This window comes from Flintibacter hominis, assembly GCF_014287965.1.
Classification (GTDB): domain Bacteria; phylum Bacillota; class Clostridia; order Oscillospirales; family Oscillospiraceae; genus Lawsonibacter; species Lawsonibacter aceti.
Genome location: NZ_JACOPO010000001.1, coordinates 264515 through 282580, shown reverse-complemented (window position 1 = coordinate 282580; position 18066 = coordinate 264515). Strand labels below are relative to the sequence as shown.

Below are 18066 nucleotides of genomic sequence, written 5' to 3'. Positions count from 1 at the left end.
CCGGCGTCAGACCGGATAGCGGTTCATTACTCCCAGAAAGGCCACGACGCACAGCACCAACGTCAGTCCGGAAAAGACACAAAAGAGCTTGGTTTCGCTCCAGCCGCCCATCTCCAGATGGTGGTGGAGGGGCGCCATGCGAAAGAACCGCTTTCCGCCTGTTTTCTTGAAATAGACTACCTGGATAATATCGGACAGCACCTCAGCCACATAGACCAGGCCGATGATGGGGATGACCAGGGGGATATTCAGGGCGAAGGCCAGCCCGCACACCATACCGCCCAGAAAGAGGGAGCCTGTGTCCCCCATAAAGACCTTGGCGGGATGGAAGTTATAGAGCAGGAAGGCGGACAGACCGCCGGCCAGGGCAGCAGAGAGTACCGTCAGGTCATCCCGGCCGTACCAGGCGGATACGCCCACATAGAACAGGGCCACAGGGATGGTGACGCCGGTGGCCAGCCCGTCGATGCCGTCGGTCAGGTTGACGGCGTTGACAGTGCCCACCATGACAAAAGCGGCGAACACCATGTACACCACCCAGGGAAGGGCCAGCTCTACATTCAGGAAGGGGATATACAAATTGGGGGTCAGATAGCCGCTTCCGCGCAGCAGCACAGTGAAGACGATAGCCGCCGCAAGCTGGAGCAGGAACTTCTGACCGGCAGTCAGCCCCTCGTTGGCGTGGTGGCGCAGCTTCTGAAAGTCATCAATAAAGCCGATGATTCCGAAGACCAGAGCAAACAGAAACACATACAGGTGGTTTCGGCTTCCCCGAAGCAGGTCCTCCCACCCGGCTGTAAGCACGGCCACGCCGATGGCCAGGATAAACATGATGCCGCCCATGGTGGGGGTCCCCTGTTTGGCCATGTGCCAGGTGGGTCCATCCTCCCGGATGGACTGGCCCGCCTTCAGCCGGCGAAGCAGCGGAATCAGGATCTGGCCCGCGATAGCGGCCACGCCAAAGGCCACGATAAAGCTCAGTATATATGTCATGTCGGAACCCCTCCAGGTCGTCTTTCTCTCAAGTAAGTCAAACCGCGCATATGCGGCCTATTATTATACTATGCCCGCCGGAGTTTTTCCAGTCCTTTCTTGTCGTTCCGGCAGAGTTTTAAGCCTTTGCACACACTTTCCCGTCCCTTTTCTTGGAAATGGCACGCCTTTCTCACGGCTCCGCCCCACTCCCCGCCAGCGCCGTGCTGGCCCGCGCTTGGGCGGCCGCCTTAGGAGGCGTTTTTTGCGCGGCAAACCAGTCGGCTACGATCTCCCGCTCGTCCAGATGATGGAACACGCCGTTGATCTCCTGATAGGTCTCATGGCCCTTGCCCGCCAGCACGATCACATCGCCAAGCTGTCCCTGGGACAGGGCCCAGCCGATGGCCGCAGGCCGGTCCGGCTCCACATGGACCTTCTCCAGCTCCCCCTCCATACCGGACAGGATATCGGTGATAATGGCCTGGGGATCTTCCGTCCGGGGATTATCCGAGGTGACCACCACCACATCGGCCAGGTCCTGGGCGATGGCCCCCATAATGGGCCGTTTGGTTTTATCCCGGTCTCCCCCGCAGCCAAACAGACAGATGAGACGCCCGGCGGTAAAGTCCCGCGCGGTGGTCAGGATGTTCTCCAGGGCGTTGGGGCTGTGGGCGTAATCGATGATGACGGTATAGGCTGGAGGAACAGGGACCACCTCCACCCTGCCCTTTACCCCGTGGACCGCAGGCATGACCCGAGCCATCTCCTTCAGACCCAGGCCCAGGCACAGTCCGGCGGACAGGGCCGCCAGGGCGTTGTAGATAGAAAACCCTCCGGGGATGGGCAGGTGGACGCGGACTAACCTGCCGGTGGAGAGCGCGTCAAACTCCACGTGGCTGGGGAACAGGCGGATATTTTTGGCGCTCAAATTCGCCTGGGTCCTGTTTTCCGAATAGGTAAACACCGGACATCTGACCCGTTCTAGATACCAGCGGCCCGCTGGGTCGTCCAGGTTCAGCACCGCCTGGCGGCACTGGTCAAAGAGCAGTCCCTTGGCCGCTCGATATTCCTCCATGGTGTGGTGATAATCCAGGTGGTCTTGGGTCAGATTGGTGAACAGCCCCAGGTCAAAGGTCAATCCCGCCGTCCGGTGCTGGACCAGGGCGTGGGAGGATACCTCCATTACCACATAGGTACAGCCATTGTCCAGCATCTGGCGCAGAAGGGCTTGGAGCTCATAGCTCTCCGGGGTGGTGCGGTGGGCAGGCAGCTCCTCCCGCCCTATCATGTTCCGATTGGTGCCGATCAGGCCCACCTTGGCCCGGCGCGTCCCCTCCAGCAATTCTTTGATGAGGCTGGTGGTGGTGGTCTTGCCGTTGGTCCCGGTGACCGCCACCAGGGTCATAGCGTCCCCCGGATGTCCAAACCAGTTGGCCGAGAGAAGGGCCAGAGCCAGTCTGGTATCCTCTGTCACCAGCCAGGGACCCGGCCGATCCGGAGCCCGCTGGCACAGGACGGCCGCGGCGCCTCTCTCCAGAGCCGTGTCGATGTACCGGTGACCATCCGTCTTATCTCCGGGCAGAGCCACGAAGAGAGCGCCGGGCTCCAGGGTCCGGCTGTCATAAGAAATGGAATTTATTTCCATCTCCTGGTCAATGTTACCCCCCTTGAGGGGGACGCCGTTCAACAATTGGCGCAATTTCATGTCGTCACCCCTCAAGGGTGGGTTTGATTCTCTATAAATTTTGCCAAAATGATGCAGCAGTCTAGCGAGCCGGAGGGATCTCCCTATCTCGAGTCTACCGCGCCGTCCTCCACAATGTTGGAGAACTGAACATCTACCACGGTGCCCATGGCGGCTGTTTCTCCGCCCAGGATGCTCTGGTCACTGGCAGTCGTGGTATTACTATAGTACACAGATACGCCGGAGGCCCGCATAAAGAACCCGGCCTCCTCCAGCCGTTTCTTGGCGCCCTCATAGCTCATGCCCACCACATCTGGGACAGTACCGCTCTCCTCGGGCACCGCGTCCCCTAGGTATAGCACCACAGTGGAACCTCCTGGGACGCTGGCCCCGGCGGCAGGGAGTTGAGCGGTAATGCTCTCTCCCTCGCCCACTGTGCGGTACTTTAGGTTTTTCTTGTCTAACGCCTTTTTGGCATCGGCCACTGTCATACCGGTGACTTTGGGGGTATTTACATCCACGGCGGCGGACTCGTCGGCGTTGTACTTCTTCTCCACTCCCATATAGTCCAAGATCTGGGCGATCAGGGGGCCAGCTTTTGGGGCGGCCATATTGCCGCCGCTGATGTACACCCCTGTGGTGGATTCTTTGGGGTTAGTGGCGCTCTCCTGAGGTTTGTCGTAGGCCAGCAGGACGATGACCTGAGGGTCGTCAGCCGGAGCGAAGCCCATAAAGGACACGATAGTGCGCCCCGTCTCCCCTGTTTCCGAGGAGCCCGTCTTACCGCCGATGCGGTACCCCGCCACATAGGCGTTCCTGCCGGTCCCCTTGGACACCACCTGCTCCAGGATATCGGTGGCCCGCTGGCTGGTCTCCTGGCTGACCACTTGACGGACGACCTCGGTCTCCGTGTTCTGGACCACGGTGCCATCCTTCGTACTGATAGACTGGACCACATAGGGCTTTACCAGGTTACCGCCATTGATGACGGCCGCAAAGCCTCGAATCATCTGGAGGGGGGTGACGTTGAATCGCTGGCCGAAGGAGGCTACCGCCAGGTCAGTGGGAATCATGTCTTCCCGCTCCCAGACCACGCCCTTGCCCTCTCCAGGCAGGTCAATGCCTGTTTTTTCCTTCATGCCGAAGGCCTCGAAATAGTCGTAGAACAAATCGATGCCCAGCCGCTGACCGATGGCGATGAAGGCGGGGTTGCAGGAGTTGCCCACCGCCTCCGCCAGGGTCTGGGAACCGTGGCCAGTGACCTTGGAACAGTGAATCGTGTGATCGGCGATCTTCACGCTGCCGGAGCAGTAAAAGGTGTCGCTCTCACTCACCACCCCCTCCTCCAGGGCGGCGGCCAGCACCAGGGCTTTGAAGGTAGAGCCCGGCTCATAGGTATCGTCGATGGCCTTACTCCGCCACTGGCTCATCACGGCCTGACTGTATGCCTGACTCTCTGCCTGTGCCATGAGCTCGGCGTCGGTCAGATTTTCCGGATTGTCCGCCTTCAACTGCTCGTAGATGGCCTGAGTGTTCTCATCCATCTTTCCATTCAGCATATCATCCAGAATTTTTGAGTAGTTATTGGGATCAAAGTCCGGGGAACTGGCAATCCCCAGGACAGCACCAGTGTTGGGGTCCATGGCAATGGCGAAGGCGCCGTTGCGCACGTCATAGTCCTGGATGCCCTCCTCAATGGTTTTTTCCAGATAGGACTGGATGGTAGCGTCGATAGTCAGGGTCAAGTCATAGCCGTCAATGGCGTCCACGAAATCAGAGTATGCGTTGTACATCTGGGTGCCCGCTCCGGTCTTGGTGGTGACCACCCGGCCGGCGGTGCCCTCCAGCACGTCGTTGTACGCCGCCTCGATACCGTAGGCGCCCCCCTCGTCATTGACAAACCCCAGGGCCTGGGCAGCTAGGCCGGAGTAGGGGTAGTAGCGTTTGGTCCCGGGAGTAAGGTATAGGTAGGCGGAGGTCTTGTTCTCGGTGATGTATTCCCGGATGGCCTGGGCCTCCTCCTCCTCGATGTTCTTCTTGATCTCACGGTAGGAATACTTGGTGGCGTGCACCTGGGTATCTACTCTCTCCTCGTCCAGGCCGGGGACGAGAGCCATCAGGTCCCGGACCATCTGGTCCTGCTTGGCGGCCACCGCCGCCTCGTAAGCCGCCTGGTCCAGATTGCCCTCCTCATCGGTAAAGTCCTTTTTGGACACGCTCTTTTCCAGGTCGTTGGGGGATAAGATCAGGTTGTATACTGTGGCTGACATGGCCAGCACGTTGCCGTTTCGGTCGTAAATGTTCCCCCGGCTGGAGGATACAGACAGGTCCAGCGTCTGCTGCTTGGTGGCCAGCTGCTGGTAGTAGTCATGGTTGACAATGGCGATGTTCCACAGCTTCCAAAACAGAGGGATGAACATAAGCACACCGCACACCGCCATCAGGAAGACCGTGCGCCGGAATATAGACCGTTTGGAGTGGCTGCCCCGGGTCCCGCCGCCCGCGCTCTGGCGGCTTTTTCTCCCGTATTCCTCCCGCATAACGCTTCCCTCCTTTGCGGTAGAAGGGCGCAAGAAATATCCTTTCTTGCGCCCCTTGCTCTATCTTTCGTCTTTCATCTATATGGCCGGTTCAGCGGAAATATTCAATCATTTCTCCCAACACTGTGCCCGCTGCCTTCAGGGCGCCGACGATGCCTCCGGAAGCCTCCTGCTCACCGTAGACCACCACGGTATCCGGCTCGGACAAATCGATGTACTCTACCTGGTCGCTGGTGGGCCGCACCATGCTCTCTCCCACCGCGGCCTGGATCGTCTCCATATCAAAGACCTTTTCGTACTGGGCGGACAAGGTAGCGTTCTCTGTCTGGAGTGTGGTCAGCTGGTTTTGGAGGGATACCACCTCCCCATTTAGGGCGGTAAACTGGGCAAAGCTGGTAATGAGCAGGGCCGCAAAGACTGCCACCGCAATGAATCCCACCACCGCGAAGGGAGCCACCTGACCGGCCTCTCGGACCTGGACCTGGGTGCGGGTCAGCTGCTTGCGGCGGACGTGCTCCCGTGTCTTGGGCTGGGGACGGCGCTGAAGCTCCTCCTCCCTTCTGGGGGCACGGACGGCAGAGCCGTCATAGGCGGGGGCATAGGCCACGCTGCCATAGGTGTTATATACGGTTGTGCTGCGACGGCGGGCGGCCATAGCGCTCACTCCTTCTCTTTGGTAGGAAGCGGGCACGCCGGACGTGCCCTTCACAATTTTTCCGCCACCCGCAGCTTGGCGCTGCGGGAGCGGGGATTCTCCTCCAATTCCTGGGCAGAGGGGAGAATGGGTTTTTTATTCACCAGCCGGATGTCCGGCGTCTTGCCGCAGACGCAGACGGGAAAATCCGGCGGGCAGGTACATCCCCTGGCAAAACCGGCCAGGCTGGTCTTGACAATGCGGTCCTCCAGAGAGTGGAACGTAATCACCGCCAGCCTTCCCCCTCTGTTGAGATGGGAGACCGCCCCCTGGAGCATCCGGTCCACAGAAGACAGTTCGTCGTTGACCGCGATCCGAATGGCCTGAAAGGTCCGCTTCGCGGGGTGCTGTTTTTCTCTCAACGCCTTGGCGGGCATAGCGCTTTTGATGATGTCCACCAGCTCCAGAGTAGAGAGGATAGGCCTCTCCGCCCGGCGGCGGACGATAGCAGCGGCGATCTGAGGAGCGCAGCGTTCCTCACCGTACTGAAAGAGGATGCGCCGCAGCTCCTCCTGGCTCCAGGTGTTGACCACCTCCGCGGCGGTCAGCCCCTCAGACCGGTCCATCCGCATATCCAGGGGGGCGTCAGCCATGTAGGAGAACCCACGGGAGCTGTCATCCAGCTGCGGGGAGGACACCCCTAAATCAAAGAGCATCCCATCCACACCGGACAACTCCAGCTCCTCTATAATCTGGCCCACCCGGTCAAAGTTGCTGTGGACCAGGGTGACCTTATCCATGTATTCGTCCAGCCGCCGACCCGCAGACTCCAAGGCCGCCTCGTCCCGGTCCACACAGATGAGCCGCCCGGTATTCAATCTCTTTGCGATCTCCCGGCTGTGGCCTGCCCGGCCCAAGGTCCCGTCCAGATACACGCCGTCCGGGCGGATATTCAGCCCCTCAATGCACTCATTGAGCAGAACTGGGTAGTGGGTAAACTCACTCATATCAGAATCCCAGCTCCGCCATACAGGCAGCCATCTTCTCCGGCGTCATTTCTTCCTCCTCCTGGGCATTCCAGGCATCGGCGGACCAGATTTCCGCCCGGTCATTGACTCCGATGATGACTACATCCTTCTCCAGGCCGGCATATTTGCGCAGCTTCTGGGGGATGACGATGCGCCCCTGGCTGTCCAGCTCGCACTTGGCAGCGTTGGCGAACAGCGGCCGCATGGCCTTGGACTGGCTCATTGGCAGGGAAGCGAATTTTTCAGTAAAGCGATCCCAGGTGGCTTGGGGATAGATGGCCAGGCAGGCATCCACGCCCATAGCCAGGTAGAAGGTGACCCCCAGCTCCTCCCGGAGCTTGGCGGGGATGAACAGCCGACCCTTAGCATCGATGCTGTGCTCGTATGTGCCGGTCATGTTCCTCACCTCTCCCCCACTTTAGTGGTTTATATAGGGATTTTACTCCACTTTACTCCACCTTGCCTTTTAGTATAAAAGGTGTTGACATAAAATGCAAGTCTTTTTTTCATGGTTTTTTATAGAAAAAACCGCCGCTTTCCTTCGAAATCGGCGGTTTCTTTACAAAAACATCTGTTCCATTTAGTTTACAATAACTTCCAACCAGTCCAGTCCCATTGATATCTTGTGCCACTCTCTTCTGTCCATCGCAATATGTTGTGCTTGTTTTTCTTTTCTGACAAAAAAAGTCCGTCCGCACCCGAAACGGGCGCGGACGGATCCATTGTCATCTCCGACAAACAGGGGTTCAGTTGACTTCAGCCTCATCCTCCAGCCTCTCCAGCTCCTCCAATCGCTGGGCTACGGGGGACTCTAGCGCGCTCTGGCTACAGGATGTCTGCATATAGGCGGCCACAGCGGTGGTGCTCTTCTTCACCGGAGTGATGGTTCCCGCGCCGGCCACACAGCCGCCGGGACAGCCCATCCCTTCCAATAGATAGCCATTATACTTGCCGGCCTTAGCCATTGCCAACATCTTCCGGCACTCCCGCAGACCATCGGCGTGCTCCACCAGAACCTCTCTTTCGGGGTCCAGCTCCTTGATGGCAGCCTTGACCGCGGCGGCCACTCCCCCCGTCACCGCGAAGCCACGGCCAGCGCCAGTGGCTCGCATAAAGTCGTTCTCGGGATCGCCGGGCATCTTGCTGGGGTCCACGCCCTTAGCGTCGAACACGCCCTGCATCTCCTCAAAGGTGAGGACGAAGTCCACATAGCTTCGGATGGTACGCCGGGAGGCCTCCAGCTTCTTAGCGGCGCAGGGGCCAATGAATACCACACGGGCCTCGGGGTCCTCCTTTTTGATGAGCCGGGCCGTAAGCACCATGGGCGTCAGGGCCATGGAGATGTTGTCCTTGAACTGGGGGTACAGCTTTTTAGCCATCACAGACCAGGAGGGACAGCAGGAGGTGGCCAGGAAGGGGAGCTCGTCCGGCACCTTCTCCAAAAAGTCTTTGGCCTCCTCGATGGTGCACAGGTCGGCGCCCACCGCCACCTCCCGCACATCGGCAAAGCCCACCTGGAGCATAGCCTCCCGCATCTGGGCGGCGGACACATTCTCACCGAACTGGGTGACGAAGGCGGGGGCCACAGCGGCGACGACTCGATCCCCCCGCTTGATGGCCTGGATCATCTGGAAGATCTGGCTCTTGTCCGCGATGGCGCCGAAGGGGCAGTTGACCAGACACATTCCGCAGGATACGCACTTGTCATAGTCGATCTTGGCCCGGCCCAGCTCGTCAGAGCTAATGGCATCCATGCCGCAGGCCTCGGCGCAAGGCCGCTCAAACTTGATAATGGCGTTATAGGGGCACTGGTCCACGCACTTGCCGCACTTGATGCACTTCTCCTGGTCGATGACGCTCTTACCCTGGACCACCTTGATGGCATCCTTAGGACAGACTTCCCGACAGGGATGGGCCAGACAGCCCTGGCACATATTGCTCACCCGGACCTGCTTTGGGGGGCAGGCGTTGCAGGCAAAGGGAATAATGTTGATCAGCGGGGGCTCATAGTACTTCTCCGCCACCACGCTGTCCTCCAGATGGTCGATGGTAGGGGCGTATTCATTCAGATCCCGCAGAGGCAGGCCGATGGCCAGGCGCAGCCGCTCGCTGACGATGGCGCGCTCCACCAAAATATTCTGGCGGTAACGGGCCACCTCGCCAGGGATGATCTTATGGGGCAGGCGTCTAAGCGTCTCCCCATAGTCGCCGCCCTCAAAGGACATCCTCGCCACCTCGGTAAAAACCTTGCGGCGAATGTCGTTGACTACGGTATGCACTCCTCGCATCCCAGTTTCCTCCTTAGAAAGATACAGATAAGATTCTTTTTCAATCGGTATCATACCACAATATCCTGTTGCTTGACAATGCCTCATCTGACAAGTATTCCCGTTTTTTGCAGGAAAAATTGTATTTTTGTGTGAAGGCTGGGATTTTCTAGGATGTATTTTCTTTATTTGCAGAATTTAATTCAGAAATTGTCCAGTTTTTATAGGGGCCGGAGTAATCTTTTTCTTTGCGCGGCAGGTAAATCGTGTTATACTGAAAGCAAGGAGCTTTGAGATATAGAAAGGAGTGATCAGCGGTGGCGATGCTGGATTGGGGACCTCTGGAACAGGCCTGTATGTCCTGTCAGAAATGCGCCCTGGCGGACACTAGGCACAACGTGGTCTTTGGGGCAGGTGTGCCAAACGCGGAAGTCATGTTTATCGGGGAGGGCCCTGGAGAGAACGAGGACTTGCAGGGCGAGCCCTTCGTAGGCCGGGGCGGGAAGCTGCTGGACGATATGCTGGAGCTCATCGACCTGGACCGGAAGAGGAACGTATACATCGCCAATATCGTCAAATGCCGCCCGCCCCAGAACCGTGACCCTCTCAACTCGGAGCAGGACGCCTGCATCGGCTATCTCCGCAACCAGGTCGCCCTGATTCGCCCCAAAATCATTGTGTGTCTGGGACGCGTCGCCGCCATCCGTCTGATCAAGGAGGACTTTAAGATTTCAAAGGAGCACGGCCAGTGGTTCGAAAAGGCCGGTATCCATATGACCGCCCTGTTCCACCCGGCGGCCATCCTCCGGGACCCCCGGCGGCGGCCGGAAACATTTGAGGATTTAAAGGGCCTCCAGGCCAAGATCCAGGCGATCTGTGAACGGACCTATTGACGTTGTTCTGCCGGCAGCTGCTCTGCCGGCAGATTTTTTTCGATACTGTGAAACGCCGCCCCACCCCCAGCCGTACCTATAAGCAGAACCAAACGTACGAATGGTCTACACCCTACTGAAACAGAGAGGAGGAAGCTCCTTGGACGAAACAGGTCTGGTCCTGGCGCTGGCCCAGGGCGACCGCGCCGCGCTGGAGGATACCATCCGGCGGTATACCCATTATGTGGCCGCAGTAGCCGCCAGGGCCCTGGCCCCTGAGCCGCTGAGGGAGGATTTGGAGGAAGTGGTCTCCGACACCTTTCTCGCCCTGTGGCGCAGCCGGGAATCGCTGGACCCGGTCCGCTCCCTCCGGCCATGGCTGGCGGTGACCGCCCGGAATCTGGCCATCGACCGGGTCAGAAGGCGGCGGGAAACGGACGCCATTCCAGACCATCTTCCCGACAGCCGGCCGGGCCCCGAAGAGCTGGCGGAGCGGAACCAGCTCCACAGTCAGCTCCGGCGGCTGGTGGACGGCATGGAGGAGCCGGACCGGACTCTGTTCCGGCGCTATTACTTTGAGGAGGAGCCGCTGCACCAGGTGGCCAAAGAGCTGGGGCTGAACCAGGCCACTGCCCGGACCCGGCTGGCACGGGGACGGCATAAGCTGCGGGAGGCCCTGTGTGGGAAAGGAGGGACGCCCTGTGTCCAGTCACATTCATGAGCTGTGGAACGACTTAGGTCTGCCCGAGGAGTACCCCGAGCTGGACCCGGAAGCCATCCTCTCCCGTGTCGAGGCGGCGCTGGAGCAGGAAGAGGCGGCTTCCGCTCCGCCGGAAGGTCCAAGGCAGAACAGTATGAAGAAAAAAATGAAATGGGCGGTCCTGCTGGCCGCCACCCTGGCACTGACCACGGGGGCCGCCCTGGCGGCGGCCTACCAGATGGGGGTACTGGACCTGTTTTTCACACGGGGGGACGCCAGCGTGGTGGAGCCCTATGTACAGGACACCATCAAAAGCGTGGAAAACGAGGACTACCGCCTGACGGCGGACAGTATGCTCTATGACGGTCAAAACGTCTTTGTTGTTCTCACTGTGGAAGGGCTGAATCAGCAGGCTATCGACGACCTGATGAGCAACCGGGCCTTTGCCGAGGCCCACCGGGAGCCCTGGGGGGAGGATATGGTAAGCAGGCTGCTGGAGAGCGGCAGCACCGGCCCCGATGGGATCTCCTACGATCTTCGCACCCATTCGGGCAGTATGGGAATCCATGACCTCCCCAATCCCAGCGGCACCAGCCGTTCCTGGCAGATCGACATTCAGTTCGGCGAGTATGTCGGCCCTTTGGAGGAGCCTCTGAATGTATGGCTGGCCTTTATGGGCCGGGATTACGCCGTACGGCTGCCTATGGATTCTGTGGTGGAGCCCATCCGCGTCACCCCGGACCTGGAGGTCATCTCCAATGAGTTTCTGGGGCTCCGGGGCCGGTTGAAGGAGCTTATCCTCACCCCAGTGTCCTACTCCTACGAGTTGGAACGCCTCGGGGACTGGTCCTCCTACGCCGACTCTATCACTGACCTGGGCGTTGCCACCGACCTGTTCTATCTGAAGATGAAGGACGGCTCCATCCTGACTCTGGCACAGTTGGGAGACGTGGACCATCAGTTTGAACAGGTGGTGGACCTGACCCAGGTGGATTCCATCGTCTTTGACCAGTGGGAGTTCCCCGTGGACGGCTCCCCCGCCAGAGAGGCGGAACTGGACCCCCGTCTGCGGCCCTTCCTGATGGACCCGCCCAGCCCGGTCTATGACCTGGAGGGGCTGCGCCTGGGCCATCTGTCCCTCCGCCAGCTCTGCGAGAGGCTGGGAGCGGAGTACCGCTGGGACGAGGACAGCCAGACCGCCACCGCTCGGTACCGCGGGGTGACCATCACCGCCACAGCGGGCAGTTCCACCATCCTGGTGGACGGACAGCCTATTGAGGCCACCTACTACTCCACCAAAACAGACGAAAACGGCGACGAGATGTATCTCCCCAACCCCGCCGTCCCCGTCCCGGACGGGTGCGACCTGCTGGTGGGGCACCATCTCCTGGAGGACGCCTGGAACATCTGGTGTCTGGGATGCTGGAGCCACGATGTTTCTCCCGAGGGCTTCCAGTTCGACGCCTGGCTCATCATCCCCTGATCCTGCCGCTTGCGCCCCTGCCTGAATCCAGGCGGGGGCGCTCTTGACTTTATTTTGCCAGTTCCTTATACTAAAAACGAATTCTGGCGAAGAACGCCGTCCATCACCCGGCTTCGGCCGGAGAGAGAGAAGTGTCCGCCTTGCACAACACCGCTCATCCGTCCGTCGGGCTGGAGCGTCCCCCCTCCCGCCTGCCTGTTTTAGATGACTTCAATGCCCTGTGCTGCCTGCTGGTCATCATGATCCACGTCATGTCTCTAGGCATCACCGACGCCGACCCCACCTCCTGGCAGGGGGCGGTGGTCTTTGTCCCCTGGCTTCTCAGCCGGTGTGCTGTCCCCGGCTTTCTGTTCAGCGGCGGGATGAAGATGGGGCTGGAGCTGGCGAGGGACACCCTGTCCCCCTACGGGCCCTATATCCTGCGCCGGGCCAAAAAGGTCTATTTCCCCTACCTCTTTTGGACTTTGTTCTACTATCTCTGCTTTCTGCCCATCGGCTATGTGCGGGGCAGTCTGGCAGAGCTGGGAAATTATTTATGGTTCGGCTCCCTGTCGGCCCAGTTCTATTATGTACTGGTGGTCATGCAGCTCTATCTCCTGCGCCCCCTGTGGCGGCAGCTGGTCCGACGTGTGGGCTGGCTGGCCGGCTGTGCGGGCGCCCTGGTGGTCATGCTAGCCGCTCTCTGGCTCCAGGGCGCGGCCGCCCGGGCCCTTCCCTGGTTCGCGCCCTATCAGGGCAAGCTGTTCATTACCTATCTGTTCTATTGGGTGGCCGGTCTGTACGCCGGCTATCTCCGGCCGGAGCGCCCGGCCCCGGCCCGCCGGCTGTGGGCCATCCTGGGCTCAGGGCTGGTGGTGCTGACCTATCTGGGCCTGTGCTATCTGGAATTTTCCGCCGGGGTGGTATTCTTTAACCTGGAGCTGATGAAGCCCCTCTCCAACCTCCTGTCCATTTACCTGCTGATGGAGCTGTGCGCCGCCTTGAAGAACTGCGGCCCTCTGCTCCGGCGGTTCCTCAACTGGCTGTACCAGGCCTCTCTCTTTGTGTTCTTTGTCCACTGCCTGGTGCTGACCTACGCCACCGCTATCCTGCAGAAGCTGGGCGTCCACTCCCTCTCTCTGCTGCTAATTGGCCGTCTAGTTGCCGCCTATTTGGGCTCCTTCCTTCTCTATTGGCTCTGGAACCGGCTGCGGCAGACGATTCACCCCCGCTGATTTTGTTCATAAACGAAAAAGAGCGCGGACAGGGTTTCTGTCCGCGCTCTTTATTAACGTCCATCTCACCTGGCCTTGGTTTCTCGCTGGAATTCCTCCATACAGGCGCTCTGGAGTAAATGGAATCGTTCCCGATCCCTGCCACCCACAGGGATGCCGTCGATGGACTCCACTCCCATGCACAGGGCGCTGGAGCTGGTGACAATGGCCTCGTCCGCGTTCATCAGCTCCACCATGGAGAAGGGTTCCTCCACCACCGGGACGCCGTTCTCTTTCGCCAGGGCAATCAGATGCTTCCGGGCGATACCGGGGAGGATGAGCTCATCTGTGGGGGCGGTGCGCAGCACTCCGTCCTTCAGCATGGAGATATTGCTGTGGGCGCACTCGGTGACTCGGCTGCCTCGATGGAGCACAGCTTCGTCACATCCCCGCTCCGCCGCCCGCTGGCTGGCCAGTACGCTTGGGATCAGATTCAGTGTCTTGATATGACACAGCTTGTACCGGTTATCCTCTAGGGAGATAAGCCGATAGGGCTGATTCAGGTCCTTCATCCTGTGGGGCCGCACATAGGCCAGCAAAGTGGGGGCCACCTCTGCCGGAGGGAAGGCGTGCCCTCTGGGGGCTACGCCCCGGGACACCTGCCAGTACAAGAAGTGGTAGGGGGCCTCCTCCGCCGCTTCGATGACCTTCTGCAGCTCGGCCCGCACCTGGTCCCGCTCCATCCGGAAGGGGATTTCCAGCAGCCGGAGGCTGTTATACATCCGGTCCAGATGGTCCTCCAGCGCGAAGGGGACGCGGTTGGCCACACAGGCGGCCTCATAGATGCCGTCGCCGAAGTAGAGGGCCCGGTCCCCCATGGGCACCTTCATCTCCTCCAGAGGGCCAATTTCTCCGTTGTAATAACCGACGTTCTTCCACATATCACTTGGCTCCTTTCCTATTTTCTTTCAACCGATCCGTCCTGTAACCGTCCAGCTTCAGCGCCACCCAGGCGCACAGTGTTCCGATCAAAGCCCCAGCCAGCACATCCGTGGGATAGTGGACTCCCACATACAGCCGGGACAGCCCCATCAGGACCGCCAGCAGTACAGCCCCGATCCGTCCCCAGCGCCAGGGCAGGGTCTTGGCCCAAGCCACCCCGGCCGCAAAGGCGGCACAGGTATGTCCGGAGGGGAAGGAATGGGGGTCGTTTTCCACCACCAGTGGAAGGATGGGCAGGTCCAGCCAGGGGCGGGTCCGCTCCACCAGCGGCTTTATGGTCACATTGGTAACCAGCAGTCCCAGCACCATAGCTGTCAGCGCCAGGGCCCCCGCCCGCCGGGTAGGCCGCCAGCACAGCATGGAAAGGGACAGTACGATCCACAGCAGCCCGGCGTTGCCAAGCTGGGTGTAGAAGGCCACGATGGGGTCCAGCCAGTCCAAGCGCAGGTCCTGAATGGCCAGCAGCAGCGAGGCATCCAAATTCAATAAGGCTTCCAGCATTCTCGTTTCCTTTCCAGACGGAGCCCCTGCCACCCCCGGCTCCGCCAGCCAGAGGGGGGCAGGAAAAACCGCCCGCTTGACGGTATCTCCCTCTCCATACTATAATAGGTAAAAAGGTCCCATAAGTCAATGTCATTTTACCGGGAGGTCTCCTCTTTGAAGCAGATCCTATGTCTATCCAATGAGCCCTGGAGCACCTCTCCGGGCCGGACCCAGCAGCTCCTCTCCCGGCTGCGGGACACACAGATCTTATATTTCGCTCCCCCTGCCGGCAGACGGGACCGGAGCTTTCGGCAGAAGGGGCAGAAGGTGCGCCCCAACGTGACGGTCTACACCCTTCCCCCCACCCTATTCCCGGTGTCGGAGCAGTATTCCCGGCTGTTCCTGCGCAACCAGAGGAAGCTGGGCCGATTCATCGCCGACAAGGCCGCCTGCCACCGTTTCCAATCACCCCTGCTGTGGACCACCAGTCCAGAGCAGGTCCACCTGCTGGACCACCTGGAATATGACGGGCTTGTCTACGACTGCGACCGGGATTGGGAGGAGCTGCCCCCACTGTGGGAGGGCGCCCTGGCCAACAACGCCGACATAGTCTTCGCCGCCTCCCCCCTGCTGGCCGACCGGCTGTCCCCCTGCAGCTCTAACATCGCTCAACTGCCCAACGGGGTCAACTACCCCATGTTCTCCGGCGAGGGGGGCTCTATTCAGTCGGACCCTCTGCCCCAGGTCCACGGCCCGGTGCTGGGCTGGGCCGGGGTCATCCACCGGGAACTCGATCTGTCCCCCATCCTTTACGCCGCCAGGGAGCGGCCTGGCTGGACCTTCCTGCTGCTGGGCCGGCAGGAGGACAATCCCCTCCTTCCTCGACTCAGGCGGCAGCCCAACGTGGCGCTGGCCGGCCCCTGCCCTCTCAATGAGGTACCCGACTGGCTGTTCCGCTGCGATGTGCTGTTGGAGCTGCTGCGGGAGGACCGGCCGGACAGCGATGTGATCTCTGGTCGATTGTATGAGTACCTGTCTACCGGGAAGCCCATCGTGTCTATGCTGTGGCCCGAGCAGGTAGAGATCTTCCCCGACGTGGTCTACGGAGCCCATGACGAGCGGGAGTTCCTCACCCTCTGTCAGCACGCCTTGGAGGAGGCCCCCGGCTTCGTCTCTCAGCGCCGCCAGAGCTACGGCGCGGCGGCGGCCTGGTCCCTCCGAGCCGCTGCGGTATCCCGTATTTTGGACACTGCCGGCCTGCTGTGAGCAGAGGATGCCAACTTTTTTGTCCCGTATTTCGCAATTCCTTGTACAAGCCTACGAAATTCATTCCCTCTCTTGCAAAGCCCGCGTTTTTTCGATAAAATGGAACCCTAATGGATGGAAGGGGGCTTAGTCATGGGCTTTATCCGGGTGTTTTCTCCTAGGTTCGTCACTGGCTACGGCCCCAATCTGCCCAAGGCCGAACACTAACATTCTATCAGGCTATCTGTACCCGCAGATAGCCTGAATCTTTTTTGACAAAGGAGAGGTTTTGATGAAAAAAGTCGCTGTCATCATGGGCTCGGATTCCGACTGGCCGGTGGTGAAGGGAGCCTGTGAGCAGCTCCAGAGCTTTGGCATCCCCTTCGAGGCCCATATCCTCAGCGCCCACCGCACCCCCGCCGCTGCCGCCGACTTTGCCAAAAGCGCCCGTGAAAACGGCTTCGGTGTCCTCATCTGTGCCGCCGGCATGGCGGCCCACCTGGCCGGGGCCTTTGCGGGCAACTCCACCCTGCCGGTCATCGGCATCCCCATGAAGGGGGGCGCTATGGACGGGCTGGACGCCCTGCTCGCCACCGTCCAGATGCCCAGCGGCATTCCTGTGGCCACTGTGGCCATCAACGGGGCTAAGAACGCCGCTGTACTGGCCGCCCAGATTTTGTCTGTCTCCGACGACGAGCTGGCCGCCCGGCTGGACCAGGCGAGGGAGAGCATGGCCGCCCAGATCGCCGAAAAGGAGAAGAAGCTCCAGGCCGAGCTGGGGTAGTAAGAGGCAGCCCGCTCACTGTGGAGGCGCGTCATGAAGAAGTCGATTCCTATCTGCTTGATTGGCGCTGCTCTCGGCGCCCTGTCCGCCCTGATCTCCCATCTGCAGAAGGTCTTTTACTGCTGCATCGCCCTGTGGTCCATCCCCGCGGGCATGGATATTTTCTTCGCCGCCCTCTTTACGGCTGTCTGTGCCGTGGCCATGGCCGCTCTCTATCTCCCCCTTGGGAGGGGACGGTATGGCGGGGTACTGCTCCTGTGGATCCTCTCCACCCCCCTCTGGGGAATGCTGTTCCCCACCCCGAATGAGATCTACCGGGCCGTCTTTCAGACAGAGGCCTCTCTGGGCGGTGGAGGCGGATTCGCCCTCCTCTTTGTTTCGTTGTGCTCCTTTTTTGTCTATATCCCCGTTTTCCTTTTCGCCTGTTCCATTTTTTATCCCAAATACACTCAGCATCCATTTCAATTTCATACATGGAGGAATGTCATCATGGAAAAGAAGCTTGTTTACACTGGTAAGACCAAGGACGTGTTTGCTCTGGACAACGGCAACTACCTGCTGAAGTTCAAGGACGACTGCACCGGCAAGGACGGCGTGTTCGATCCCGGCGAAAACTCTGTGGGCCTGACCATCGATGGCGTGGGCGACGTGAACCTTCGGATGTCCATTTATTTCTTTGAAAAAATCAACGCTGCCGGCATCCCCACCCACTATGTGTCCGCCGACCTGAAGAACACCACCATGGAGGTCAAGCCTGCCAAGGTGTTTGGCCACGGGCTGGAGGTCATCTGCCGCCACAAGGCAGTGGGCTCCTTCCTCCGCCGCTATGGGGAGTACATCGCCGAGGGTGCCGACCTGCCCGCCTATGTGGAAACTACCTTTAAGAATGACGCCCTGGGCGATCCCCTGGTCACCAAGGACGGTCTGGTCGCTCTGGGTGTCATGACCGAGGAGCAGTACGACGCCATCAAGGAGGAGACTCAGAAGATCACCCAGATCGTGGCCGACGACCTGAAGGAGAAGGGCATGGTCCTGTACGACATCAAGTTCGAGTTCGGCTACGACGCGGACGGCAAGGTTATGCTCATCGACGAGGTGGCCTCCGGCAATATGCGGGTCTACAAGGACGGCAAGTACATCGATCCCATGACCCTGTCCAAGCTGTTCTTCGCCTAA

General features: G+C 59.9%; 16 protein-coding genes. 7 read left to right on the top strand and 9 right to left on the bottom strand.

Features of this window, described 5'->3' with window-relative positions:
* Nucleotides 1-6: 6 nt before the first annotated feature.
* The 7 genes from mraY to H8S11_RS01355 form a co-directional block, all read right to left on the bottom strand.
* The gene (gene mraY, locus H8S11_RS01385; protein WP_147571541.1) at nt 7-993 is read right to left on the bottom strand and encodes a phospho-N-acetylmuramoyl-pentapeptide-transferase; all 987 of its coding nucleotides are present in this window, start codon (nt 991-993) and stop codon (nt 7-9) included.
* Nucleotides 994-1165: 172 nt separating this feature from the next.
* Nucleotides 1166-2680, bottom strand: a complete 1515-nt coding sequence (locus H8S11_RS01380; RefSeq protein ID WP_186851926.1) for a UDP-N-acetylmuramoyl-L-alanyl-D-glutamate--2,6-diaminopimelate ligase — start codon at nt 2678-2680, stop codon at nt 1166-1168.
* 83 nt (nt 2681-2763) lie between these two features.
* Nucleotides 2764-5199 carry a penicillin-binding transpeptidase domain-containing protein gene (locus H8S11_RS01375; protein WP_147571545.1) on the bottom strand — a complete coding sequence of 812 codons (2436 nt, stop codon included), beginning with the start codon at nt 5197-5199 and terminating at the stop codon, nt 2764-2766.
* Between the two features lie 91 nt (nt 5200-5290).
* Entirely contained in the window at nt 5291-5854 is a 564-nt protein-coding gene (locus H8S11_RS01370; RefSeq protein ID WP_147571547.1) for a hypothetical protein, read from the bottom strand.
* Between the two features lie 50 nt (nt 5855-5904).
* Nucleotides 5905-6840 (bottom strand): 16S rRNA (cytosine(1402)-N(4))-methyltransferase RsmH, encoded by a 936-nt coding sequence (gene rsmH, locus H8S11_RS01365; protein ID WP_186851925.1) that lies wholly within the window; start codon nt 6838-6840, stop codon nt 5905-5907.
* A 1-nt stretch (nt 6841) separates the two neighbouring features.
* The gene (mraZ, locus tag H8S11_RS01360; protein WP_147571551.1) at nt 6842-7258 is read right to left on the bottom strand and encodes a division/cell wall cluster transcriptional repressor MraZ; all 417 of its coding nucleotides are present in this window, start codon (nt 7256-7258) and stop codon (nt 6842-6844) included.
* Nucleotides 7259-7607: 349 nt separating this feature from the next.
* Complete coding sequence (locus H8S11_RS01355; protein ID WP_147571553.1) at nt 7608-9149, bottom strand: 4Fe-4S dicluster domain-containing protein; 1542 nt, start codon at nt 9147-9149, stop codon at nt 7608-7610.
* Nucleotides 9150-9451: 302 nt separating this feature from the next.
* On the opposite strand from H8S11_RS01355, the gene H8S11_RS01350 reads away from it, so the two are divergent.
* The 4 genes from H8S11_RS01350 (at nt 9452) to H8S11_RS01335 (ending at nt 13397) form a co-directional block, all read left to right on the top strand.
* On the top strand, nt 9452-10021 hold the full coding sequence (locus H8S11_RS01350; RefSeq protein ID WP_147571706.1) for a uracil-DNA glycosylase: 570 nt from the start codon (nt 9452-9454) through the stop codon (nt 10019-10021).
* A 139-nt stretch (nt 10022-10160) separates the two neighbouring features.
* Nucleotides 10161-10721 carry an RNA polymerase sigma factor gene (locus H8S11_RS01345; protein WP_186851924.1) on the top strand — a complete coding sequence of 187 codons (561 nt, stop codon included), beginning with the start codon at nt 10161-10163 and terminating at the stop codon, nt 10719-10721.
* A complete protein-coding gene (locus H8S11_RS01340) occupies nt 10702-12183 on the top strand; it encodes a stalk domain-containing protein (protein ID WP_186851923.1) in 1482 nt (493 codons plus the stop codon). The genes H8S11_RS01345 and H8S11_RS01340 overlap by 20 nt, the downstream gene beginning before the upstream one ends.
* Nucleotides 12184-12314: 131 nt before the next feature.
* Nucleotides 12315-13397, top strand: a complete 1083-nt coding sequence (locus tag H8S11_RS01335; protein WP_186851922.1) for an acyltransferase family protein — start codon at nt 12315-12317, stop codon at nt 13395-13397.
* Nucleotides 13398-13462: 65 nt separating this feature from the next.
* Here H8S11_RS01335 and H8S11_RS01330 read toward each other — a convergent pair whose 3' ends face one another.
* Together H8S11_RS01330 and H8S11_RS01325 are read right to left on the bottom strand one after the other, a co-directional pair.
* Nucleotides 13463-14317 carry an aminotransferase class IV gene (locus H8S11_RS01330; RefSeq protein ID WP_186851921.1) on the bottom strand — a complete coding sequence of 285 codons (855 nt, stop codon included), beginning with the start codon at nt 14315-14317 and terminating at the stop codon, nt 13463-13465.
* Between the two features lies 1 nt (nt 14318).
* On the bottom strand, nt 14319-14879 hold the full coding sequence (locus H8S11_RS01325) for a phosphatase PAP2 family protein (RefSeq protein ID WP_186851920.1): 561 nt from the start codon (nt 14877-14879) through the stop codon (nt 14319-14321).
* Nucleotides 14880-15035: 156 nt separating this feature from the next.
* On the opposite strand from H8S11_RS01325, the gene H8S11_RS01320 reads away from it, so the two are divergent.
* The 3 genes from H8S11_RS01320 to H8S11_RS14140 all read left to right on the top strand — a co-directional run bounded on the left by H8S11_RS01320 (nt 15036) and on the right by H8S11_RS14140 (nt 18066).
* Complete coding sequence (locus tag H8S11_RS01320) at nt 15036-16127, top strand: glycosyltransferase family protein (protein ID WP_243200885.1); 1092 nt, start codon at nt 15036-15038, stop codon at nt 16125-16127.
* A gap of 268 nt (nt 16128-16395) precedes the next feature.
* The gene (gene purE, locus H8S11_RS01315) at nt 16396-16890 is read left to right on the top strand and encodes a 5-(carboxyamino)imidazole ribonucleotide mutase (protein WP_186851918.1); all 495 of its coding nucleotides are present in this window, start codon (nt 16396-16398) and stop codon (nt 16888-16890) included.
* 33 nt (nt 16891-16923) lie between these two features.
* Nucleotides 16924-18066: a phosphoribosylaminoimidazolesuccinocarboxamide synthase gene (locus H8S11_RS14140; protein WP_366460491.1), complete on the top strand. Its 1143-nt coding sequence runs from the start codon at nt 16924-16926 to the stop codon at nt 18064-18066.